Source organism: Paenibacillus aceti (genome assembly GCF_003614185.1).
GTDB lineage: Bacteria > Bacillota > Bacilli > Paenibacillales > Paenibacillaceae > Fontibacillus > Fontibacillus aceti.
Map to the genome: position 1 here is coordinate 1,594,675 of NZ_KZ987724.1, position 24,182 is coordinate 1,618,856.

At 49.7% G+C, this 24,182-nt stretch carries 15 protein-coding genes and 3 pseudogenes; 3 read left to right on the top strand and 15 right to left on the bottom strand.

The features are described from left to right. Nucleotides 1–8 precede the first annotated feature (8 nt). From BFJ94_RS06995 to BFJ94_RS07010, 4 genes and pseudogenes are all read right to left on the bottom strand, one after another. Nucleotides 9–1,145, bottom strand: coding sequence for a mannitol-1-phosphate 5-dehydrogenase (locus BFJ94_RS06995; protein WP_120462010.1), 1,137 nt, complete (start codon nucleotides 1,143–1,145; stop codon nucleotides 9–11). Continuing rightward, nucleotides 1,142–1,579 (bottom strand): PTS mannitol transporter subunit IIA, encoded by a 438-nt coding sequence (locus BFJ94_RS07000; RefSeq protein WP_120462011.1) that lies wholly within the window; start codon nucleotides 1,577–1,579, stop codon nucleotides 1,142–1,144. Before BFJ94_RS07000 ends, BFJ94_RS06995 begins: the two co-directional genes overlap by 4 nt. 6 nt (nucleotides 1,580–1,585) lie before the next feature. After that, the gene (locus tag BFJ94_RS07005) at nucleotides 1,586–3,733 is read right to left on the bottom strand and encodes a BglG family transcription antiterminator (RefSeq protein WP_120462012.1); all 2,148 of its coding nucleotides are present in this window, start codon (nucleotides 3,731–3,733) and stop codon (nucleotides 1,586–1,588) included. 79 nt (nucleotides 3,734–3,812) lie between these two features. Then, a pseudogene (locus BFJ94_RS07010) lies at nucleotides 3,813–5,275 on the bottom strand (PTS mannitol transporter subunit IIBC). A gap of 412 nt (nucleotides 5,276–5,687) precedes the next feature. Between BFJ94_RS07010 and BFJ94_RS07015 the strand changes: the two are divergent. Further along, on the top strand, nucleotides 5,688–6,083 hold the full coding sequence (locus BFJ94_RS07015) for a hypothetical protein (protein ID WP_120462013.1): 396 nt from the start codon (nucleotides 5,688–5,690) through the stop codon (nucleotides 6,081–6,083). 55 nt (nucleotides 6,084–6,138) lie between these two features. Here the strand turns inward: BFJ94_RS07015 and nhaC are convergent, their stop codons facing one another. The 10 genes and pseudogenes from nhaC to BFJ94_RS07060 form a co-directional block, all read right to left on the bottom strand. Then, a complete protein-coding gene (gene nhaC / locus BFJ94_RS07020) occupies nucleotides 6,139–7,530 on the bottom strand; it encodes a Na+/H+ antiporter NhaC (RefSeq protein WP_120462014.1) in 1,392 nt (463 codons plus the stop codon). 192 nt (nucleotides 7,531–7,722) lie between these two features. After that, complete coding sequence (locus BFJ94_RS07025; protein ID WP_120462015.1) at nucleotides 7,723–8,754, bottom strand: ABC transporter substrate-binding protein; 1,032 nt, start codon at nucleotides 8,752–8,754, stop codon at nucleotides 7,723–7,725. 50 nt (nucleotides 8,755–8,804) lie between these two features. After that, nucleotides 8,805–10,067, bottom strand: coding sequence for a helix-turn-helix domain-containing protein (locus BFJ94_RS07030; RefSeq protein ID WP_120462016.1), 1,263 nt, complete (start codon nucleotides 10,065–10,067; stop codon nucleotides 8,805–8,807). Between the two features lie 270 nt (nucleotides 10,068–10,337). Beyond that, nucleotides 10,338–12,107, bottom strand: coding sequence for an oleate hydratase (locus tag BFJ94_RS07035; protein WP_120462017.1), 1,770 nt, complete (start codon nucleotides 12,105–12,107; stop codon nucleotides 10,338–10,340). A 183-nt stretch (nucleotides 12,108–12,290) separates the two neighbouring features. Further along, nucleotides 12,291–12,842 (bottom strand): TetR/AcrR family transcriptional regulator, encoded by a 552-nt coding sequence (locus tag BFJ94_RS07040; RefSeq protein ID WP_229716915.1) that lies wholly within the window; start codon nucleotides 12,840–12,842, stop codon nucleotides 12,291–12,293. 144 nt (nucleotides 12,843–12,986) lie between these two features. After that, nucleotides 12,987–13,740 (bottom strand): annotated as a pseudogene (locus BFJ94_RS07045) (ABC transporter ATP-binding protein); the annotation flags it as partial. A 66-nt stretch (nucleotides 13,741–13,806) separates the two neighbouring features. Beyond that, nucleotides 13,807–14,178 (bottom strand): annotated as a pseudogene (locus tag BFJ94_RS07050) (ABC transporter ATP-binding protein); the annotation flags it as partial. Continuing rightward, a complete protein-coding gene (locus BFJ94_RS25335; protein WP_162944073.1) occupies nucleotides 14,142–14,291 on the bottom strand; it encodes a hypothetical protein in 150 nt (49 codons plus the stop codon). The gene BFJ94_RS25335 and the pseudogene BFJ94_RS07050, both read right to left, overlap by 37 nt. A gap of 16 nt (nucleotides 14,292–14,307) precedes the next feature. Continuing rightward, nucleotides 14,308–15,501, bottom strand: coding sequence for an MFS transporter (locus BFJ94_RS07055; RefSeq protein WP_120462019.1), 1,194 nt, complete (start codon nucleotides 15,499–15,501; stop codon nucleotides 14,308–14,310). A 438-nt stretch (nucleotides 15,502–15,939) separates the two neighbouring features. Continuing rightward, on the bottom strand, nucleotides 15,940–16,716 hold the full coding sequence (locus BFJ94_RS07060) for a helix-turn-helix transcriptional regulator (protein WP_120462020.1): 777 nt from the start codon (nucleotides 16,714–16,716) through the stop codon (nucleotides 15,940–15,942). A gap of 271 nt (nucleotides 16,717–16,987) precedes the next feature. Between BFJ94_RS07060 and BFJ94_RS07065 the strand changes: the two genes are divergently transcribed. Further along, nucleotides 16,988–21,871 carry a CLIPPER-2 domain-containing protein gene (locus BFJ94_RS07065; protein WP_120462021.1) on the top strand — a complete coding sequence of 1,628 codons (4,884 nt, stop codon included), beginning with the start codon at nucleotides 16,988–16,990 and terminating at the stop codon, nucleotides 21,869–21,871. A gap of 196 nt (nucleotides 21,872–22,067) precedes the next feature. On the opposite strand, the gene BFJ94_RS07070 is transcribed toward BFJ94_RS07065, so the two are convergent. Further along, a complete protein-coding gene (locus BFJ94_RS07070; protein ID WP_120462022.1) occupies nucleotides 22,068–22,592 on the bottom strand; it encodes a GNAT family N-acetyltransferase in 525 nt (174 codons plus the stop codon). A 348-nt stretch (nucleotides 22,593–22,940) separates the two neighbouring features. Between BFJ94_RS07070 and BFJ94_RS07075 the strand changes: the two genes are divergently transcribed. After that, nucleotides 22,941–24,122: a multidrug effflux MFS transporter gene (locus tag BFJ94_RS07075; protein WP_120462023.1), complete on the top strand. Its 1,182-nt coding sequence runs from the start codon at nucleotides 22,941–22,943 to the stop codon at nucleotides 24,120–24,122. Nucleotides 24,123–24,182 lie beyond the last annotated feature (60 nt).

Sequence of the window (24,182 nt, forward strand, 5' to 3'; positions counted from 1 at the left end):
TTCTCTATTTATTTCTCATAGGCTTCCATGACGGATTGAGTCAATTCATGCTCTGTGCTAAGCCCGCTGATCTCGGCAAAGGCTTGGCGGACACCCTTCTCTGCAATCAAATCCTGTAACTTCATCGCCTCAGCATCCCCGGCATAATCGAACTTGAGCGCAAGCGCCATGACCCTGGCCAGATGCCGGATATCCCCGCCCTGTTTCCAAGCCTTAAGCGCCGGTCGAACTAATCGATCCTCTGGCGACAGCTTGCGGATTGGTGAACGCCCGACCCTCACGATATCATCGCTTAGACGCGGATTGCGGAACCGCTCCATAATATTGCGAATATAGGCCTTATGTTCTTCTTCCTTGAAGCCGTATGCCCCTACCAGCATACTTCCCGTCTCCTGCAGCGCACCGTTCACCAGATCGATGACCTCCTCATCCTCCGCCGCCTCCAGAATCGTTGAGTATCCTTTACGATAGCCGGCGTAAGCCGTGCTGCAATGACCGGTATTTACCGTGAAGAGCTTACGCTCAATATAGGGAATCAAATCATCCACATAATGAGCCCCGTTAATTTCCTTCGTGCCGGGAAACATTTCCCGCCGATCGATGACCCACTCATAGAACGGCTCCACCGTAACATCAAGTGGATTTCCATGATGCTGAAGAGGGACGATCCGATCCACAGCCGAGTCTGGAAAAGCAACCAACGCAGCTGCCGTTTCTTGTTCTTTTGCGGATAACAGGGCCATAACCTGCTCTTTTAACTGTGTACTCGACCCGATTGCATTTTCGCAAGCAATGATGTGAAGTGGAGATCCGCCACGCTCCATACGTAATTTAATTCCGGCAGCAATGCCTGGGGCAATATGCTTCAGGGTCGTTACCCCCACTGCTGTCGTAATCAGATCGGCCGAAGCGACCTCTTCTGCAACTGCGACGGGATTACGGCCATCGATAGCACTGACCCCCTCTACCTTAATGCGCTGCTCCGATTCATCCGCAATCATAACTTCGTAACCTTTGTGCTCCTGCAGGGCCTGAACGAGCGCCTCATTCACATCCGAGAAGACGACCTCATACCCCGCCTTGGACAATAACAGACCGATAAATCCTCTGCCGATATTGCCTGCACCAAAATGAAGAGCCTTCATTCCTCGATCCCGCTTTCAAAGATCGTTAAAATCTCTTCCGCTGAAGTGGCAGTACGAAGGCTCTCCATGCTGTCCTCATCTGAACAGACCATAGCGATGCTGGTCAGAATCCCCATATGCTCGCCCCGTTGCGCTGCGACGCCTACTACCAATACTGCGGGTTCATCACCACCAAAGTCGACGCCCTCGGGAATTTGCAGCACGGCAAGTCCGGTAGACTTGATCAATACTTTGGACTCATTCGTACCATGAGGAATCGCCAATCCTGAGCCCATATAAGTTGATAGGTTATCCTCACGTTCCATCATTTTCTCAATATAGTCCTGCTCCACATGACCGGTATCCACTAGCATTTGACCAACTAAGCGAATAGCTTCGTACTTATCCGATACCTTCACGTTTAATCGAATTTGCTCTGCGGATAAAATACTCATCGATGATCACTCTCTCTCCAATTTATCTATTAAATAAGTGCGGAGATGGGCAGACATCAATGCTCTGATTTCCTGCTCCTGCCCTCCCGCAAGCGCTTCCATGATTTCTCTATCTAACAAGCTAGCACTGATCTCGCTTAACACCTCAATGCTCTCCCGCGATAATTGTCTCGGTGCCAGCATGAGTAGAAACCTCGACAGCTCTACAGATTCTGCTTCCCCCATCTTGAAGCTGTGATCTAGCTCAAACAGCATAAGAACAGGTTTCTTCACCGTATCTGACCGAGTATGAAAGAGAGCCAGCTCCGTTCCGGGAATAAGCTGGGTTCCATGCTGCTCCCGTTCGAACAACCGTCTTGCTACAAGATCAGGGTCTTCCAACACTTCCTTAAGCTGCGGGTGGAAGCAGGCGGCCTGCAGCCATTTCATTAAACTCGGCACACCGCTAATTTCTAAGCGAATGACCCGGAAAGCCTCCAGAAGCTTGATGCTCAGCTGTACACTCTTGTTGAGATAGCGCAATTCCTCTAGGCCAGCTATTCCCGCCGTTCGGTGTTGGACATCTGTCGGCTTCGTAGCCGAGTGCAGCTCATCATCCGCCCCTGGATGCAGCAATGGATCAGGCAATAGCTTATCTACAGACTGCTGGAAGCCTCGCTCTCGAATGTAATTCCGCAGTTGCTCCGTCTCCTCATCACTAAGCAGCGGACTCAGCTTCAAATATTGACCCTTGCGCAGCGGCAGATCGACCGTACTGATGAGCAGATCATAAGTCGAGCTTGGAATCCGAACGGCCTCATACCATGAAGCCTGCTCCACGATGTTAATCTGCGGGAATTCCTTGCGAAGTCGCACTGCCAGCAGCCTTGAGGAACCGATCCCGCTCGTGCAGACGATAACCGCGCGTATATTCCGGCGGGTCTGCCCCATACGTTCCCGAGAAGCTCCAAAATGCATGACGAGAAAGGCAACTTCCTCATCCGGGATATCCTTGTCTGGAAATGCCGCATCAGCAGCCTGACGGACACGATCGAACAATTCTGAGTACTCCTTGCGGATCATATCCAGCAATGGGTTTCGAATACGTTGTCCCGCGACGATCCGTTCCAACGCAGCCGTCAGATGAATGAATAATCCATCCCTTAGCGAACGGTCTGCTATATAATCCTGGTCATCCAATTCCGCCATATAATGAATGAGCGATCTGATCGCTCTAACCAGCTCCAAATCATCGGCGGGCAATAATTCATTCGAGGAGCCGCTCGCTTTCTCCAAGAGAATAGCCGTATATGTTAGCTCAGCTGCCGAGTATTCCAGACGCAGTGATTCGCCAAGCTGTTTACATAAACCATCGACTGCAGCGCTATGTGCTATTGGCATTCCCTGTCTGCTATGGATCATCCGAGCGGCCTCCACTTCACTGACTGCCCTTCCAGCCTGAATGCGGTAAGCAGCGATTGACAGATGAATCAACAGGTCGGTATACGCCTCTTCACTGAAGGGTTCCTCCAGCGCCTGCTCCTCCCATTTCCACAGGATCTCTTCGATGATTTTGATAGAGTCAACGCCAGCCATCGATGCGACCCGGCTATCTACCGGATGGAGCGGGCGCTGCTCCACGCCGGTGATTAATGACAAGTCATCCAATCGGACACCCACGAGATTTCGAATCGCTTCGCGGAGCGAAGGCTCGGAGCCCTTGATCTCAACTCCATAGCCACGCCGCCTGATTAGACGAAGCTTCTGCTTGCCAATCCAATCGGTCAGATCATCCAGATCTGCGGCAATGGTCGAGACGGTTACCCTCATCTCATGAGCCAGCGTATACAGTTTGATCGGTTCGTCGGAAGCTAACAGTCTATAGAGCAGGAAGATCCGGCGCTCATCCGCTGAGTACTCCACATTGAATGGGGTAAGAAGCTCCGACTTGATGTTCTCCAGCCGTTCGGGCTCCCCGTCCAGACTTAGACCCGAGCCCGCTTTCCGGTGAAGCCTGATCCCTCTACGATGCAGATAGCTCTCTACCGCGTCCAGCTCCCTATGAACTGTCCGGGGACTGACACGAATGCTCCGGGCAATCTCGGCAACCGTGGACTCATACGGACTGCGTAGGAGCAAATCGAGGATCTGTCTCATGCGATGCGTGATTTCCATAGATAATGCCTCCAAAAGCGACCGCAAGCGCTAAGATGCCATTCATACAAGCACTCCCTTTGCCTTACGGATTCTGATGTTATTTCAATCGTTCGACAAGCACGTCATACTCAGGACTCTTCAGAAAATTGTCGATGGAGATATGCTCCGCCTGCGGTGCTATTCCTCGGGCACGATCCGTTAGTGTTTTATGGGTAACGACAATATCTGCATCCGCGGGAATGTCGCTGATCGCCATATTGCTTACTTCGATCGGCGAGCCGACGGACTTCATCTTCTTGCGCAAAATAGAAGCGCCCATCGCACTCGAGCCCATGCCGGCATCGCAAGCAAAAATAATTTTACGAACCTCATCTTTGCTCTTTTGCCCCCCGGAATCTTCAATGGCTACACCGGCGCTGGCTTCTCTAGCTCCAGCTCCACTTGCAGCCAATGAACCAGCAGCCTTCATATCCTTCACACGCTGGGTTGCCTCCTCCAGACCATCCCGATCCTCTTCTTGTCTCTTATCCGTCTTCAGCAGAAGTGCAGAAACGCCAAAGGAGACAATCGAGGCAGTGATGACGCCACCCAGCACCGGGATAAGCTCACCGCGCGGCGCCATAGCCAGATAGGCGATGATACTTCCCGGAGAAGGTGGACCGACCAGTCCAGCATTCATCATTGAGAAGGTGAGCGTGCCTGTTATGCCACCGGCGATCGCAGCCAGAATCAGCCGAGGCTTCATCAGGATATACGGGAAATAAATTTCATGAATCCACCGAAGAAATGGATGATCGCAGCGCCTGATGCCGACTGCCTGGCAGTACCACGACCGAAGAACATATAGGCTAGTAAAATGCCGAGCCCTGGGCCAGGGTTGGATTCCAGCATGAACAGGATCGATTTGCCTGCAGTCTGCGCTTGCTCAATCGCGATCGGACTAAGAACGCCATGATTGATCGCGTTGTTGAGGAATAGAATCTTGGCCGGCTCGATGAGAATATTGACTAGCGGAATCAGATGATGGTTGACTAACAACTCAACACCAGCCGAGAGAGCGCTGGTGACCGCTTCGATAATCCGCCCCATGACCGAGTAAGAGATCAGCACAAGCCCGCCGCCGATAATACCTAGTGAGAAGTTGTTGACTAACATTTCAAAGCCGGATTTAATCTTGCCTTCTACGGCTCTATCGAATTTCTTAAGAACCCAGGCGGCCCCGGGTCCAACAGCCATAGCCCCAAGGAACATTGGAATGTCTGTACCGATGATCACACCCATCGTGACTAAAGCACCGATTACGCCGCCGCGCTGCTTGTGCACCATCGTGCCCCCGGTGTAGCCGATTAAGAGCGGGAGCAGATACTTGATCATCGGATCAACGAGCTTGGCTAAATACTCATTTGGAATCCAGCCTGTTGGTATGAACAGAGCCGTAATCAAGCCCCAGGCGATGAACGCCCCGATATTCGGCATCACCATGCCACTTAGAAAACGTCCGAACTTCTGCACCCCCACTCGTGCCGATCCGGACGCAGAGGAAGATGTTGTTTGGGCCATATGACAGCCTCCCTATATTTTTTTGCCGAACGATTATACATAATTTACCGCTCGCCATGTATCTATCGTATTGAACATCAGAGGCATACTCAACAAAATGAAAACGCTATATTGTCAGCATACTTCCTGACAACAGTTCACTAATCCACCTCCAAACCTTGGTAATAAAGCTTTCTAAAATGTGTGAATTCAATCACAATTATGCAAAAAAAAGAAAAGCAACCTCCGCGTGGAAGCTGCCTTTCTTCTTATTATTCTCCATTTTCAATGGTTAGTAATTTTAGCTTGTCTTAAAGAACATTTAAGGTTCCTCTAAGGTTGCCTCTCTATTATAGTAAATAGAATTAAGATTATTTTTCCACTTAACCCAACGTCATTTGATCTGTACTACTATGAAAAGAGGATTTAAGCTATGAATATAAAGCGAGTGATGATCGTCGGAACGATGGTAGTCGTTATTTCCTTTGGAAACTCCGTGTTAAACGGCTCCGTCACAAGCGCAAGTCCCCTAGCCAGAGTGTCAACGGCTGACCATCGGGCTGCGGAGAAGGATGCTTTGCTGGCTGCTCTTAATCAATCATCGGACGAGGAGCTGTATGAAGAGCTATTCGAGGGCAAATCTCTGCACGACATTGCAGCCGCGCAAGGCGGAGACATAGACGAAGTGATTGAACTGCAAACTAGACAGCTGAGCCAACAGCTGGATGAACGTCTGCGGAACGGAAGTATTTCTGCTAAGCAATATCAAGCACATCAGGAAGAACTCAAGGAAATCGTGAAGCAGAGTGTCCTTACATCCTTTGGCTAGCTTAAGCCTTTAGCTCATTAATAAAGAGCCTGACAAATATCAGGCTCTTTATTATTTATCCAGAAATCACTTCACTCTCACGGCCAAGTGAATTCTTCTGTAATTGTGGAATAAAGGCATAAGCAAAGGTGAAGAGTGAGCATAGCCATAAGAAGGTCGCATACGGTAAAAACTCAACCACCGGAACCCCGAGCGTCGACGCGAAGAAGGCGCCGCTAACTCCCCACGGAATCAACGGGTTAATGAGTGTCCCACAGTCCTCTAATGTACGGGATAATGTCTTCGCCGGAAGCCCTCTGCGATTATACTCATCCTTGAACATTTGACCCGGCAGCAGAATGGACAGGTATTGTTCACCAGTCATGATATTCACGGCGATAGATGATGCGCCGGTCATCAGAACAATGCTGCTGCCGCGCTTCAAAGGCTGAATGAGCTTGCGGAAGAAGGCATCGATCACACCGCAATGCTGCAACAGACCGCCCAATGATAAAGCGATCAGAATTAAGGATACGGACCACATCATCGACTGCAAACCGCCGCGATTGACGATTGCAGCTACGGTCTCATTGGCAATGGTGCTCTTGTATCCGCTCTGCATCACGCTAAACCATACATCGATCGCCATCTGATGCTGAACGAAGGCTGTCACCAGAAGTCCGGTTACAATCCCAATGATCAGTGTCGGCAGGATCGAGACCCGTTTGAAGGAGCAAGCGATCACGGCAAGTGGCGATAGCAGCGTTAACCAATGGATATTGAAGCTATCCTGCAGCGCGAGCTTGATCTGCTGGATAGCCGTCAAATCGATCGAATCTGGACTTGGCGCGAACCAGAAGAATACGGTTGTGATGACAAGCGCAGGAATCGTTGTGTATAGCATATTGCCAATATGAGTGAATATCGATACCCCCGCAACTGCCGGAGCAAAATTCGTTGTATCCGACAGCGGCGACATTTTGTCACCGAAGCAGGCTCCGCTGATGATCGCCCCTGCAGCCAGAGTCGGAGATATGCCCGTCGTTAGAGCGATCCCCATGAAGGCAACCCCAACGGTGCTGACCGTCGTAAATGAACTACCGGTAAACATCGAGACGATAATCGTAACATAGAGTGCACTCACGGCAAAAAATTGCGGTTTAATATAATCCATCCCATAGTATAGAATCGTCGGTACTGTACCACTCATCATCCACACGGCAATAAGAATACCGATCAGGGATAGAATGAGAATCGGCATAATCGCCGTCTGTATCCCCTGAATAATAGCCGATTCAAGCTTCTTCCAAGAGAAGCCGAACAGACGAAGTAAAGTAGCAGTACCCACGGTAGTCGCTAATAATGGAAGATGCGGCTCCGCTTTTAAGCAAAAGATTGATACGAACAGTAGCGTTAGAATGAAGATGAAGAGAATAATACTTTTTGTGAAACTAAGCTGTCGATCCATGATGCAAGACTCCTTATCCAATAACTTTTATTGCCTATGTACTTCTTTGCTTTCTGGCTTTTTGGCTTTGTGGCTTTCTTGCATTGAAGTAATAATAAAGGTTACTATAGCGATTATTGTTGAAGGAGTCAATGTTATGAACATGAAAATCAGGATTTTTTAGGAAAAATTATCCATTCCATGGCTGATTCTTTATTCAGTTATAAACCGTACCGCATCATCGATAATCTTCTCATAAGCGATCAGACCGCTTCCAAGCCAATAGCTGTCGTCTACTTCGAACACATGTCCCAGCTTCACTGCATCCATACTCTTCCAGATTGGACTATCCATCATCGTGAGGTCTCCCCCTTGATGAATAGCAAATATATAATCCGCATCTAGCTCAGGAATAATTTCCAGCGACAGATTTGCACTATTCTCCTCTCCAACCAGCTTCGTCTTACCGAGATCCAAGTCCTGATGAAGCACATAGCCAGCTAAATATTGGCCTCCCATCAGATTTACCCCTCGCGGTGCAAAACGTATAATCGCCACATTCTTATTCTCCGTAACCTTGCCCAGCTTCTGCTTAGCCTCTTCTACCTTCTCCCGGTAGGCCTGCAATGCCGCATCCGCCGCGGCAGATTTGCCTAGCAGCTCCCCGATCTTCGTGAGTGATCCCTCAATATTCCCGGACGCATTCTTGAACACATAGGTCGGGGCGATCTTCGCATAGCTATCATAGGCTCCATTCTCGGCGTAAGTTGCAGTATGCAAGATGATTAGATCCGGCTCATAGGCCATAACTGCCTCTGGCGAAGGCATACCTGACGTAAAGTCCAGTCTCGGCACATCCTTCAGCTGCTCTTGCAAATAGACATGACCACTCTTGGCGTTAGACCATTGTGCCACAGGCGTTACCCCCAGCTTCAACAAAGAGTCCTCCAGATTAGGCGCGAATATCTTCTGCGGTATGCCGGATAGCTTGACCTCATGCCCAAGCTCATCCGTGATCGTACGCTCTTCCGTCGTCTCGCCTGCTTTATTGCTGTCCCCAGTATTACCTTGTGAACTAGCTTCTCCGCCCGAATTTTGCTGTCCAGACGCGGTAGCGGCATTGGTCACGCCCCACTCCGTCTTGGTGCCGCAGCCAGCAAGTAAGCTCCCTATGATTACGCAGCTCAGTAGAACCGCTGATAGAGTCTTCAAGCTCTTTCTACTTGTTCCCCAAAGTCTTAACATTGATATATCCCCCTCAGCTGATAATGATTCTCAATCGACTCTGAGTATACTTATTCCGCCAAGGAATCACCATAGATATAATCCAGAAGTAGATTTGGACAATTTCCAGTAAATAAGAGCTGCGCTTGGTCTAGCATCCGGGCAATCGCTACCGCCGAATATTCAAACCAGGGATCGCCGCTAATCATATATACATAACCTCTCTGCACAGCCTGAAGCTGCTTCCACCCGGCGAAGTGCTGCAGTGTCAACCAATATTTGCGGCTTGAAGCCTCCGGACACACCATGATCAAGACACGATCCGGCTGCAACGCCTGAAGCTCCTGCAATGTAATAGACATGTCGCGCAGGCGGCTCTGCTGTTCACTCATAGTTACAACCTGGAGATCCAAATCCTCGTATAGCACCTCCTGAAGTCCCCGATTCCGGTATACGAATATTTGCGACCGATAAATCCGCAGGACGACAATACGATCATCTCCCAGAGCATCCTTTACCTGCTTCCTCGCAACCTGGACATGACTCTCATAATGGCTTATCCATTGTCTTGCGATATCTTCCTTATCTAAATAAATGGCCATATCAAGCAGCTGATCTCTCCAGCCCTTTTGGTCAGCCAGGCAATGAACCGGAGCAATCGAGTCCAGCCTGCTGCTGTCTCTAATAGGCAGTTGATCCGAGCTGATGATCACGTCCGGGCGTGCCTGACTTAGCTTATCGAGATTGATTTCAAACGCCGCTTCATGATAGGGACTTGTGAGGTTAAGATGGCACTTGATTTTGCCGCTATAGAGGTTGTAATAGTAGGGAGTCCATTTCGGATCGAGAGGCGCGACCTCCGGGATGATGTTGAGCGCCAGCAAATGGCCGATGGCCGGGGAGGAACATACTGCGATGCGACGCCTGGTATTTTTCGAGAAATCGCGAGGAGACATGCCCACTTCCTTTTTAAATTTTCGACTAAAATAGAACTCATCCTTATACCCTACCTTTCTGGCGATATCCCGCAGCCGCTCATCGGATTCCGCCAAATACCGCTTGGCGCGGTTGATGCGCACATTCGTCAAATATTCTATCGCACTCTGACCGAACGTCTTCTTGAATAGATCCACAAAATATTTAGGGCAAATATTAGCCATCTTCGCCAATTGAGCGATGGACAGTGGTTCATCATAATGACTCTCTATATATGCCTTAATCTCCAGCAGATCCGTCCTATATGTGCCTGCCCCTTGCGCGTTAGTCCTATTCCTAAGCACGTCGCCTGTAGCCGTAGAGCCGCTCTCTGTATGTAGTGTTTCATCAGTATGCACAGTGTACCTCTCCCTTTGGGTGTATAGATGAGCTCACGAATAATATGATAATGATAATCATTATCGTTAAATTAGCATACCTTCCCGGTGAGATCAAGCCCTGGGATCCATGCATGACTTTGTGTACGCAAAACAAAACAGAGTCCGCCCTCCCGCTCTGACTTGTAACGAAACCAGGTATCGCTATTGGCCTCAAAAGGAGATTAAATAGTCAATCAAAAAATGATAAAATAAGGAAACCGCCCTTCCAGGCGATTTCCTCATTCTAGCTTATATCAACTTATATTCCTTCAATAGCTGCATGATTCTGGTATTGGAAATCTTCTTTACCCCTGTCATCGCAGCTAACTTAGCGGTATCAGGAAGCTCCATGTCGGTGAGCTTGTTACCATCCATCATTTTCGCTGTGGAATCCATCAGTACACGAACATCATAAGCGGACCCAAATACTTCTGGTACACCGCGGTCAATGTCTAGCAATGTATATACAGCTTCCATAGCAGTGCGTACGGAATACTCCGTAGTGAAGACCGTATCCCGTGGTGTCTCAGCAAAGTTGCCGATAAAGGCGGCGTTCACACAGCCATCAGGAACGACATTCGGACGATCGCCTGCTGCTCTCGGCATGAAGTAGGAGGTAACATACGGCATCATGCAAGGAACACAGTTAGCGGAATTTACGGCCATATCGTGAATCTCTGCTTCAGGTACGCCCATATGATAGAGCCACTCTTCCGTGATTTCGATCCCCGTACAGTCTTTCATCGGTTTTTTGATATAATCGCCTGGCACATCGCAATACAAGCTATATACCCACACGACGAGCTGATCTTTAGGCTGGGATTTGAAGTGAGGCTGGCGATTCAGCGTGAAGCTCATCAGCCATTTTGAATCCTTCACCGTTACGATCCCGCCGGTTACAACCCTGCCGCTGAACGGGTCCCGCTTACAGATTTTCTCGATATAAGGAGGGATCCGATTATCCAGCGTTGTAATCGTAGCCGACTCCCAGTTGCTCTCTTCAATGTTGCCGCAGAATTTATCAGGACGGCCAAAGGCAGGGTCCTGCTCCGCGATTTTCTTCCACAGCTCCCAGCTGCCGCCGAGAGAAGTATTCATCACAGCTGGTGTATTGTTGTCTCCCAAAGTGGAGCTTTCGGTATTACTACCGTTCGTAATGAAGACCAGATCATTTTCGGTCAGGTCGATCTGTTTTTCTTGTCCTTTTTGAACATAGACAAGCTTCTTAGCTACTTTCTTGTTGCCGGTAATCTCAAATTCAACATTGGTTACGGTCGTAGCGTATTGGAAGGTCACGCCATGGTCCTCTAAATATTTCATCAGTGGCAGTGCGAGTGACTCATACTGGTTATATTTTGTAAATTTCAATGCCGAGAAGTCAGGCAATCCACCGATATGATGGATGAATCTAGCCACATATCTACGCATCTCCATCGCACTATGCCATGGTTCGAACGCAAACATCGTCTGCCAGTAGAGCCAGAAATTCGAGTTGAAGAAATCTTCAGAGAAGACATCGGTAATTCTCATATCCTCAAGTGCTTCTTCTGGAGTGAAGAATAATTTGATAATTTCCATGGAAGCGGTTTGGGTAAGTGTAAATTTGCCATCCGTATGCGCGTCCTCGCCACGATTGAGAATCGCACGCTGGAGGGAATAGTTCGGGTCCTCTTTGTTGAGCCAATAAAATTCATCTAATACCGAAGCATCTTCTACTTCTAATGAAGGAATGGAGCGGAATAAATCCCACAGGCACTCGAAGTGATTTTCCATTTCTCTGCCACCGCGGATAATGAATCCTCTTCCGTCATCATAGATGCCGTCCAAGCCGCCGCCAGAAATATCGAGTTCTTCGAGAATATGAATGTTTTCCCCTTTCATTTGACCATCACGAATGAGGAAGGCAGCTGCGGACAGTGCTGCTAGACCTGAGCCAATCAAATAGGCAGATTTTTGGTCCACACCCTGTGGTTTCTTGGGACGGGCAAAAGCTTCGTAGTTTCCATTGCTGTAATACATGCTTATAACCTCCAATTAGAATTTCATATTAGCGCAACCTACACATGCTTATCTTCCCTGCAAATTCACTATACTGCTCCTGTAGAGCGTTTACACTAAACAGTAAAAGGGCTATGTATAAAATTTATACATAACCCTTAAAATGTCTAAACCTTGGATTCAGCACTTCGGCTGGTCCCACGGCTAGCTTATGTTCACATATTTACTGATCGCCTTCTCCACATCCCCTTCAACCAGAATGCTCAAGCGGTCAATAATCAAGCTGGGCTCTTCGCCCATGCCATTACGAATCCATTCCAGCATGATGCCGATGAACGCAAAGGTATAGAAATTGGCGATGAATTTCTTGTCCTCCGCTCGCACCTGTTTGCCGACATCGACCTCCTCAATCACACCCATCAACAGCTCAAACACCGCCTTATGCAGGAAGAGATCAAGATGCTCCCGTCCCATGGAACGATAGGTGCTTAAGCAGAACTTTTTGTTATCAAGCACATAATGGAATAATTTCAGGAAGCCCTGCTGCCAGGTGTCATAGGTGCGACAGTTGGATATCGCGTCCAGCGCCTCTGTTCTATAAATCCAGCCCAATAAATCATATATATCTTGAAAATGATAGTAAAACGTCTGCCGATTCACTCCACATTCCGCTACGAGCTCCTTCACCGTTATTTTATCGAGAGAGGATCGCTCCATCATCGCCTTCAGAGTGGTGGCCAAAGCTTTCTTAGTCATCACGGACATTTTCGCACAGCCCTTTCAATAGAGTTATAACTGTACCTGCCTTCTAAAACCGGATAAATGATAGGCTTATAAAAACTGGTTAAATTAACTTTTATTATAACTCTAATAGACGGTGCGGTAAAATGACCTACCCGTTCAACGGCGCTGCGATGCGCTCAAACCGCCCATATCGTACTGCCTTCTCCATAATCGGGCATATAGTCCGTTTAGCGAGAGCAATTCATCATGAGTCCCTGTTTCCACAACCCGCCCTTGATCCAACACGACAATTCGATCTGCGTTCCGCACTGTCTTAAGACGATGGGCAATCACGATGATCGTTCGTCCATGGACGAGCTGGTCGATCGCTTGCTGAATTTCCGCTTCATTCTCGGGGTCGAGGGAAGCTGTCGCTTCATCCAAAAGTACGACCGGAGCGTCCTTCAGCATCGCCCTGGCGATGGAAATGCGCTGCTTCTCCCCACCTGACAGGGTGCATCCCCCCTCGCCAACCACCGTATCATAGCCATCGGGCAGCTTCGTAATGAAGTCATGGCAGCAAACGAGCCGAGCCGCCTCTTCGATCTCTCGCTGTGTGGACCGTCCCCTGCTCCGGATCGTAAAAGCGGGCGATCAGTCTGAGCACCATACTCTTCCCACTACCTGAAGGCCCGACGAGCGCGGTGAAAGAACCCGCTGGCATGCTGAGATTCAAATCATGCAGAACCGGCTTATCCAGATAGCTGAACGTGACCTGCTTGAACTCGATATCATGTCCAGCAGGGGGTCTCCCCTCTCCCTGCATAACTGGCTCCTGCAAGAGCTTAACGATGCGTTCGCCGGCCTGCTCATGGTAACGGAATTCTGCATAGCCTATAAGGGCTGTCGTTAACGGGTCGAATATCCGCGTGTCATAGCCTTGGGGAAGCTGCTTAATAAAGGAATGACACTACGCCGCCTTGGCAGTCGAAGACTCGCTATAAGAGAAGGAGACCTTATCGAAGCTGACGTCAAAGGAACGAGGCTGCTGCGATGCTCCGGCTCTGGTATGGGCTGCTCTTCGAGAATCCGGTCGATACGCCCCACCCCTTCATGAATATCCTTGAGTGTCGAGGACAAGGACATAATCTTGAACATAGGAGCAGAAATGCCCGGCGCCATGATCAGGAAGAACAGCAGGACAGAGGCGAAGGCAACGCCCCCCCGGATCACGGCTTAACAGGAACACGCCGACTGGCAGAACAAAGGCAGCGAACGAGCCGAGAATCACCTTGAACAGCAAATATCCGGTCTGAAATTCATCGGTATATTTCACACAGAAATCACGATATTGAACCATATCGGCATAGGGACAAGCATACAAACAGCGCTTAACGAAGATAGCAGAGCGGATATTATCATCAAGCCCCGCTTCTCTCCCGCTATTTCGAGTAACCGGGCCAAGCCCTTTTTTTGTGTCAATTTATAGACCTCCTCATCATACAGATAGCTCCTCTTCGACGACTTCACTGACCTCCCTCCTTCTGAGAAGGGATAGACCGGTAATACAGAGCAACAGCGCACAGATAGAGTAAGGAGCCGCGATATGTGCTGTATACAGCGCAGTGCCTGTAACCGGCCCCAGGAAGGAGCCTCCCCCTTGTAGAGCCGCAATGTAGGAAGCGACTGTTCGCTGCTCATGATCCTGGACAGCCAGGGAAGCGCCAGCGCTATAGCCCAGCAGAGTAAATCCGATACCGATCCCCAGCAGCACGAAATCGATATAGGCATATTGAATGAAGGTCACCAGCCCCAGTAAGCCCAATACAACGAATGATAATCCGATGCGCAGCACCAGGTGCGGCTGCAACTTCAATTTACTGATCACAATTTGCGAAGCTACGACCATAACCCCGGAAATTGCTAAGCCCAGCCCGATCAATTGAGTGGCTTCCTGAGCCGCATATCCTAACTTGTCTTGAACATAGAAGCCGATCGTTACTTGAACGATATTCATGGCAAAAGAGAGCATCAACCCGATCCAAAGATACAACCGAATCCTGCCATCTAAAGGTGAAAGTGAGACGACTCTTTCGCTCCGCGTTCGCTTCTGCTCGGGTTCATCGGCGATCAATAGCCAGAGCAGGATCATTATCAGGAACAGGAGAACCGCGACGGCATACATCGGAGCTGTAAGTCCGATCGCGGCCATGCCTCCGCTCATCGCTGGCCCTAGGACGAATCCGAGACCGTTCGCCACACCGAACAGCGCCATACCGCGGGTACGCGTCTCCAGTGTCGTCCAACCCATGACATAGGCTTGCGCTTTGGCTGGAATTCCTCCGAAGAAGAAGCCCGAGACCGCGCGCAGCAGAAAGAACACCCAGAACAGGCCAGATGAGCCTTGCCAATGTGTGCCCGCATAGTCGGCAAGCAGTGCAAATGCGATCAGCGTCACCAGGTAGACATGCATAATGAATGCCAGCATCTTCTTCCGGCTCATGAAGGTCTGCCTCTCCCAGAAATAGCCGCCCAACAGCCAGCAGAGCCCTGCTACCGATACCAGGCATCCCGATTGAATTTCACTTAAGCCCAAATTACGGGAAAGCGGCCCGATAATCGGATTGAAAGCCGCGATCGATATCATGCCGCATAATACAATCATGAACATGACCGTAAATCTATATTTCATCCCAATCCACTCCTTCTTACTCTCTAGCTTCATCTGATGTAAATGAGTTTCATTATCATCTAATCTATCTTACATGGGTCGCTCAGCTGTCCTCCACCACTAGCCGGAGTATTTCAGCGGTTTCAGGGAGCCCGCACACCAAACGTAGAAAAGGGAGTATCTCCAAAGTCGATTTTCCGACTTAGAGACACCCCCTGAGGTTGTCTTATGCACCCTTCGTGCTAGCTTATTGTGTTAATAGTTGCAGAAATGCAATTATCCCTATTAAAATGAGCCCATAATCAGAAAATAGATGCGTATATACCACTATTTTCTTGCTTCAGCCTCAATTGTAAGAAAATCCGTCCACATAGGTGCAGAAATGCAGTTATATCTGCTATGGAAAACATAAACGGCCAATATAGCTGCATATAAGCACTTATCTTATCATCTGCATAGTTAACTAGAAGAACGCCTTACCAGACTCCCCGGAAGAACCCCATACTTGCCCCGGAAAGCCTGGGCAAAATGACTCGGGTTAGAGTAACCTACGGCCAACGAGGTCTCATATACATTCATATTCCCTTGCTGCAACAGCTGCAGAGCCTTCTCCAATCTTTTCTCCCGCAAATAGCCGAATACAGTTGTACCATACATCTCCTTGAATCCAACCTTTAGCTTATAGTCGTTCAAGCCGATCATTCGAGACAGCTCGATTAATGTAGGCGGGTTGGACATCCCCTCCAGAATTAGCTCACGGGCTTGGCGTATTTTTTGCATCTCATTCTTGGACAAAACAGGTGGCCGGCGTTCCATCAACAAGGACTGAAAAGCTGCTGACAGCAGCTCCAGCACACTGCACTCCAATTCAAGATTTCTGGTGTCCTGCTTGCTCAGAGAATACATGAGACGATCCATAATTACGGAAGATACCGGGTCGATCGCTTCCTGAAAAACACGATAATTCCGCGCCCCAAGGAGCATAGAGAAATCTAACAGCTTCGTTCCATCGGCATTCTCTATGAAATGATGGAAGGTTGACACGGGAATTCCGATACTGAGCATATGATACGGCTCATCTTCATTGAACTCGAACTGGACTCTGGTCTCCCCGATCAGCTGCAGACTGACCATGCCTGGCGCAAAGCTATATGGCTTCCCGTCCACACTGAACTGCCGCGACCCTCGCATACAGTAATTTAGCTCAATCATCGGCATACCTACCTCAATTCTCATTCTATTGATCTCCTGTCAGTACATCCTTAGGAATGCTCAGGAGTTAATGATATACATGCTATTGAGAATGATTATCATCATATGGATTGATTTTATTATGGAAAATAGGATCATGCAACTTTTGATCTTACCCTCCCACGTTCCGTCGAGTGATAGATGGACTTGCCGTTATTTATGCTGTACATGCAAATTAAACAGGAGTAGACATACACATATATAAGTTAAGTAGAATTTCTTGAAAAACGTCATATAAGGAGGCGAAAACGAAAGAATGCCCTTAAATTTACGCTTTGTGGATAATCAGCAAGGAGCGATTACATTTATCGGGAATACGCTTGGACTGAGCCGGTCTGATACGGTTGGGGTGCCGGGGACAGTTGATTCCATCGGAGCCTTCACGACAGTAAATACATCATTACAATTTGGCAGCTATCCTCCCGGAACGACCGATGATTTCAACTTGAACAGTTCCAGTGCCGAACTTCGTATGCCCCCGGGCAGCAATGTGCTATATGCAGAACTAGTATGGAGTGGAGTATATACGGATCCCTCCGGCGGTAATGTGAGTGCGTTCATCAATGATCCCATTAATTTTACAACACCGCAAGGTAATACTTTCAGCATTGCCCCTGATTCCTCAACCGCAACTAATTTATCACTTGTCACAAATACAAATGTTTATATCCGCTCTGCCGATGTTACCTCGATTGTCCAAAATAGCGGAGCGGGTATCTACATTGCGGGAGGTGTTCCTGGCCTTATTACATTTACAACAGGAACTTCGAACTATTGTGGCTGGACTCTTTGCGTGGCATACCAGAATTTTGGGCTCCCGTTTCGTAACTTATCAATTTATGTGGGCGGCGTTGTTGTAAGTTCAAACAGCACGGTTTCAACTCCTATTAGCGGATTTGGAACACCGATTACTGGCCCAATTTCCGGAAGGTTAGCGGTAACTGCAGCGGATGGAGATGCTATCGCGGTAGGAGATCAAACGTTATTCGGTCCAACCACCGGCAGCCTGACTGTTTTGAGCGGACCTAACAACCTGCCGAATAATTTCTTTGCCTCACAAATTAACGATGATAACGGTCTGTTAGATACATCAGGAACCTTCGGCACCCGTAACCAGATTAATGGCAGCCCAGGAACGAATGTAGTTGGTGGCAGGCAGGGCTGGGATATCACAAATGTCGATATCTCTTCTACGCTGGTCAATAATCAGACCCAGGCAATTGTGCAATTTAGAACTTCTAATGATATTTTTGTTGTAACCGACTTCGGCCTGCAGATCGATCTCAACGCCCCGTTAATCAATATCAACAAGGATGTCGATGCACCGGTAGCGACACTCGGCCAGGTCTTGACCTACAGGATCTTCTTCAGTAATACCGGGACGTCAGCCGCGGATTCAGCAACGCTTACAGACTTTATTCCACAAGGTATGGATTTTATCCCAGACAGTGTATTTCTGGATGGAGTCCATTTGCCAGGGGTCAATCCTCAGGACGGGATTCCGGTTGGAACTCTGAATATCAATGAAGGACATGAACTCACCTTCCAGGTAAAAGTAGGCTTTCCTCCTCCAGGCGGTGTGTTCATCAACGAAGCAAGGCTCGATTTCCTGTATCAGATCGTGGCTGGCGGACCGTTCGAGAGCGGCTCTGTTATTTCTAACCAGGTGATCACTCCCTTCCTCTTTGCAGAGATCCAGCTGACCAAGGAGGTAACTCCCACTTCCGCTGTTCCTGGCGAGGTCGTTCATTATCGCTTTACGCTATTCAATCCAGGCCCCACTCCTCTGCACAATATCCGCCTAGATGATCCCACCCTGGGCTTCCACCAGGATCTCTTCATGCTGGACCCTGGAACAATTGCAGAATACTTCCTGGATTTTGTCATTCCGCCAGGAACGCCAGCCGGAACGCTATTTCATAACTTCGTCACGGCCATTTCCGATGAGACTCCTCCGGTAACCGCCTTTGCAGATGTGAATATTCTGGCGAGTTATAATTTGCGAATTACGAAGACCCCGGATCGCTTCGTTGCCAATCCCGGCGAGACGGTGAATTATACGATTCAGGTCGACAATCTGTCCAATGCACCGCTGACCAATATCGTGGTGGAAGACTCACTAACCGGCTTCTCCATCGTCATCCCGAATCTCGTTATTAATTCAGAGGCCTTCTTCACGCTCCAATTTACGGTCCCACCAGGAGCGCTGGCAGGTAGTGTCATTACCAACGTAGCGACAGCTACTCCAGCTGAGACCGGACCTGTATCTGCGGAAGCAGCGGTTGTAGTCGGCGAAATCCCGAATCTCTTCGTATTCAAGAGTGTCGATCATCCGACAGCGGCCCCGGGAGAAACCGTGAATTATATGATCAGAATCACGAATACGGGCAATTCAGCTTTGACGAATATACACATTACAGACCCCATGCTGGGAGTAGACGAAACCTTTGATGCGCTGAATCCGGGTGAGACCCTGCAAGTCGATGCCCCCTTCATCATTCCGCGGACTGCTATGGAGGGCGATATCATTCATAACGTGGTCACAGCCGTCTCCGATCAGGCCGGGCCTGTCACCGCCAATGCCGATGTGATCGTCACCGGGAACTCAGCGATTGAGATCACCAAGACAGCTAGCCCAACACAGGCCAGTCCGGGCAGTCCCATCATGTATTCCTTCGTCGTGACAAATACGGGAAATACGACGCTCTCTAATGTGCTGTTGACCGACTCGACCCTCGGATTAAGCGAAGTGATCGGCACGATGGAGCCCGGAGAGTCGCGAACGATCTCCACTTCTTTTGTCATTCCAGCCGGCGCTCAAACCAACTTCACGAATACGGCCACCGTAACCGGGAACTTCGGTGCGATTGAGGTAGTCGATTCGGATGACGCTGTCGTGGAACTGCTGCTGCCTGAATTTACGCTGACGAAGAGCGTCCAGCCAGCCGAGGCGCTTCCCGGAGAAGAGGTAGTGTTCTCCTACTTCTTAACCAATACTGGCAATGTACCGTTGACTAATATCGCCCTGACAGACCCGCTCTTGTCCTTCACCAGCACGGTTGAATCACTGGCCCCGGGAGCGGCTGTCGGCGGATCGATCCCGTTCACGATCCCAGCGGATGCATTGGAAGGCTCTGCATTCACCAACGTGCTCACCGCAGCGCCGCAGGAAGCGGCCGCTCAGTCGGCATCGGCTACGGTGACCACGCTAGGAGCGCCAGCGATGGAGTTGACGAAGAGCGCCGATGTCTCTACAGCGATGCCTGGCGACACCGTCACTTACACCGTGACGGTCACCAATACCGGCAACAGCAATTTGATCAGCGTTGGAGTCGGAGACGATACGCTTGGACTGGATGCGGTCATTCCGGTGCTGGGCGTCGGGCAATCCGAGACTTTCGTGATCAGCACTGTCATCCCTCTGGGTACCCCGGACGGTACGATCCTTACCAATACGAGCACAGCGACCTCCGACCAGACCGAATCGATCGAGGCGATCGCCCGCGTGATCGTGAACGTGCCGCCGTTTACAATCGATGTGAATAAATCTGTCAGCCCAACTACTGCCTTGCCTGGTCAAACTGTGCAATACACGATTACTGTCACTAATCCAAGTGTCGGAGCGTTAACCAATGTCGCGCTCAGCGATGATCTGCTCGGTATTACTCAGCCGCTGGGAACACTCGCTCCAGGTGAGACGCGGACGCTCACCTTCAACTTCACGGTTCCGATCGATGCTCCGGCTGGCTCTGAACTGATCAACACAGCAACAGCCACTTCCGACCAGAGTGATCCCGTAGCTACCTCCACGATTCTGAGCATCGCCGGGACCGCGAATCTACAGCTAAGTAAAGCGTTCAGCCCGGCTGAAGCGAGGCCCGGCCAGACCGTATCGGTGATCTTAACTTTACACAACACGGGCAATACGAATTTGACGAATATTGCCCTGAATGATCCACAGTTAGGCTTTGCCCTGGTCGTTCCTTCGCTAAATGCGGGCGCAACTCAGACCGTGACCTTGCCTTTTATCGTCCCTAATCTGCCTGAGGACACCGTTATCGCGGATACCATCGTCGCCACTAGCGATCAGACGGGAGAAACGACGGCTTCCTCTGCGCTCACCGTTCTGCCACCCTTCCGGGCCAGCCTAACGAAGACGGTGGATCATCCGAACGCTGCTCCCGGGGACACGGTCACCTTCACGATTGAGTTCCGCAATCTGTCGGGGGCTCCGCTGACGCATCTGGTATGCTCAGATCCACTGCTCGAGTTCATGCATACGATTAATGAGGTGCCCGCTGGGTATTTCACGACCATTACCCGAACCGTTCAGATCCCGCCCGGCACGCTAGGAGGAACGACGCTACTGAACACTGTCTCCTTCGAATCACCGGAGATCGGCCGACTCGAGGCCGAAGCGGGTGTCACCGTAGCCAGCGTTCCTAGCTTGCAGCTAACCAAGAGCGTCTCGCCTGAATCCGCGCTGCCTGGTCAGACCGTATTATTCTCCTTAAGAGGAGTTAATACCGGCAATGTGACCCTGCACCAGATCCAGTTCTCCGACCCGCTACTCGGTCTGCAAGGCATCGTCGCCACACAAATACCGGGTGAAGTGCAAAGCGCCTTCATTCCGTTCACGATTCCAACTACGGCAGTAGCGGGGGAACGGATTGTGAATACGCTGATCGTCAACGCTCCGGGCTTGCCGCAGCAGACAGCGACAGCGGTGGTGAACGTAACTGCCTTGCCGCTTACTATAATTAAAGAAGCGAGCGCGAAAGAGGTGTTCGTTGAAGATACGATCCATTTTACGCTCAAGGTGACCCATACCGGATCGACTCCGGTGACGAACATCGTGCTTACCGACAAATTACAGGAAGGCATCCGCTTCATCACGGGAAGTGTGAGGATAGACGGAAATCCGCAGCCTACGAGCAATATGGAAACCGGCATTGCACTGGGGAATCTGACCCCGGGTCAGACCCGGATTGTCACCTTCAAGGTGCAGGCAGTCTGCGTACCGCCGAAGCGGAAGGTCAGCAACCTGGCTCATGCCACCTTCCAGCCGCAAGGCTCGAACCAATCATTCCAGGTCAGCTCCAATGTCATCGAGATCAAGATCAATGAGCATGAAGAGTAAATCCCTTACTGGCGCCAATCCCTTCGCATAGAATCACAAAAGTCCACTTCCGGAATCGTAAATATTCCGAAAGTGGACTTTAAATTTTATCGAAATGCTCTACCACAACTTCAACCGCAACTTGAGAGCAATAGCGATGTATCTCGGCGGAAATAGCACAAGGCCAACCTATACCGGCTCCGTAAACATAATAAGCTTACAACTCTGTCTCCAGCAGCGAGTATAAGTAGGAATCATGCCATTTTCCCTGATGCCATAGATGTTCCCGCAGATGTCCCTCATAGACCATCCCGTTCTTCTGCATCACTCTGGCCGATCCGATATTATCAGGCCTGCAGGTAGCATATATCCGGTGTAGCCCGAGCTGATGGAAGCCGAAGTCTAGCAGTCTGCCCGTTGCCTCGGTGGCGTACCCCCGTCCCCAGAACAACGGGTTGAAGCAGTATCCAACCTCTCCCTGTCTCGATCCGCTGATATGAAGTCCACAGCCCCCTATTAACTCTCCCGTTTCTTTCAACACTACAGCGAATTCGAACTCCTGACGCACCACTTGCTGCTGCTGTTCGATAGCAAGCTTAATATATCTGCTCGTCTCTTCCTTCGTATTGGGACCCCAGACCATATATTTCGTCACGAGCGGATCTGAAGCGTATTTATGTACATCCTCTACGTCTTCCATCTCGAACTCTCTGATCAATAACCGCCTGGTTTCAAGCTGCAAGTCTTCCCACTCCCTTCCGCACAGCCTCTTTGCTCGAAGCAGATATTTCTCCCTCTTGTTCCTGATATATACGCAGCCATCCCCATTTAGTTTCTTAACATTTGAAGTGAGGGCCCACCTTAACGCGAATAATCCTTCATCTTGACTCCCCCTTCCTCCCTATGTTAATGTAATTCGCAGTATCACAAAATCAGGCTAGACCCTCCTACACTTTACATAAGAAAGGAATCTGAACGAAATGATGATATACGGCCGTATCGCCATCATGATGCCCCCGTTTCCCTAGCTAGGCTCATATTCTTGTTGTAGTTCATAGACAGAATATTAGCTTGTAGGAGGGCTAAATACATGAAGAAATATGCAGTTCCATCTCTATTGTTAATGATTGTCCTTGTGGCTTTTCCACAGATTAGCGAGACAATTTACACACCGTCCCTGCCGGATATCTCGGCGTCGCTCGGTGTCTCCAATAGTTCCGTACAATTAACATTAAGCATTTATTTTATCGGCTTTGCCATCGGCGTCTTCTGCTGGGGCTGGCTCTCTGATCTGATCGGCCGCAGGCCCGCTATGCTGGGCGGACTGCTCGTATATGGGGCAGGGAGTCTGATGTGTTACTACTCCGGCTCGATCGAACTGCTACTTGTGAGCCGTTTCATCCAGGCCTTCGGTGCGGCAACCGGATCGGTCATTACCCAGACGATGCTGCGTGAGAGCTTATCAGGAGATAAGCGTCATGCCATGTTCGCACAAATATCGGCGGTTATCGCCTTCACCCCTGCGGTCGGGCCACTGATCGGCGGCTGGGTGGACCAATTTCTCGGCTTTCGGGCGGTATTCTTCACCCTCGTCGTGATGAGTGTGCTGCTGTTCCTGTACGCTTTCGTGAAATTGCCGGAGACAACCGACGTATCTACCAGAACGAAGGTTGCCATTATGCCGGTCATACAGAGAATGCTGAGATCACCACGGGTGCTGGTATTCGGGCTGCTCATCGGTGGCATCAATGGAGTTCTGTTCAGCTATTATGCGGAAGCTCCTTTCCTGTTCATTGAATATTTTCAGATGTCACCAGGGGTTTACGGCTTCTTAGGCATTATCGTCGCTTTGGCTTCGGTCATCGGCGCTATGATCTCCAAGAGATTATTAACCAAGTATGCACCGGAGAGAATTATACATCTGGGCTGCTTAGTCATGACTGTCGGGGCTCTTCTCTTAACGGGCGCTAGCAGCTTGTCCATGCTACCTGATATCATAATGCTGCTGTGTGTTCTAATCGCCCTGTTTGTCATGCTGCTCGGGTCCGGTATTGCGCTGCCTAACTGCCTGAGCCTCGCTCTGGTCAGTTTCCATGATGTCATCGGCACCGCAGGTGCGGTATTCAGCCTGGGCTACTACCTGCTAGTCAGCTTAGCGACTTGGGGAATGAGCCTACTGCATAATGGTTCCCTACTGACGATGCCACTCTACTTTCTGGGAATCAGCGGTGTCATGTGGCTGCTAGGCCGAAGATATATTACTGTAAAATAATACGATAGACGCTAGATCGCTTCATTAAATAATAAGGAGTGTTACTCCGGGGCAAATCTA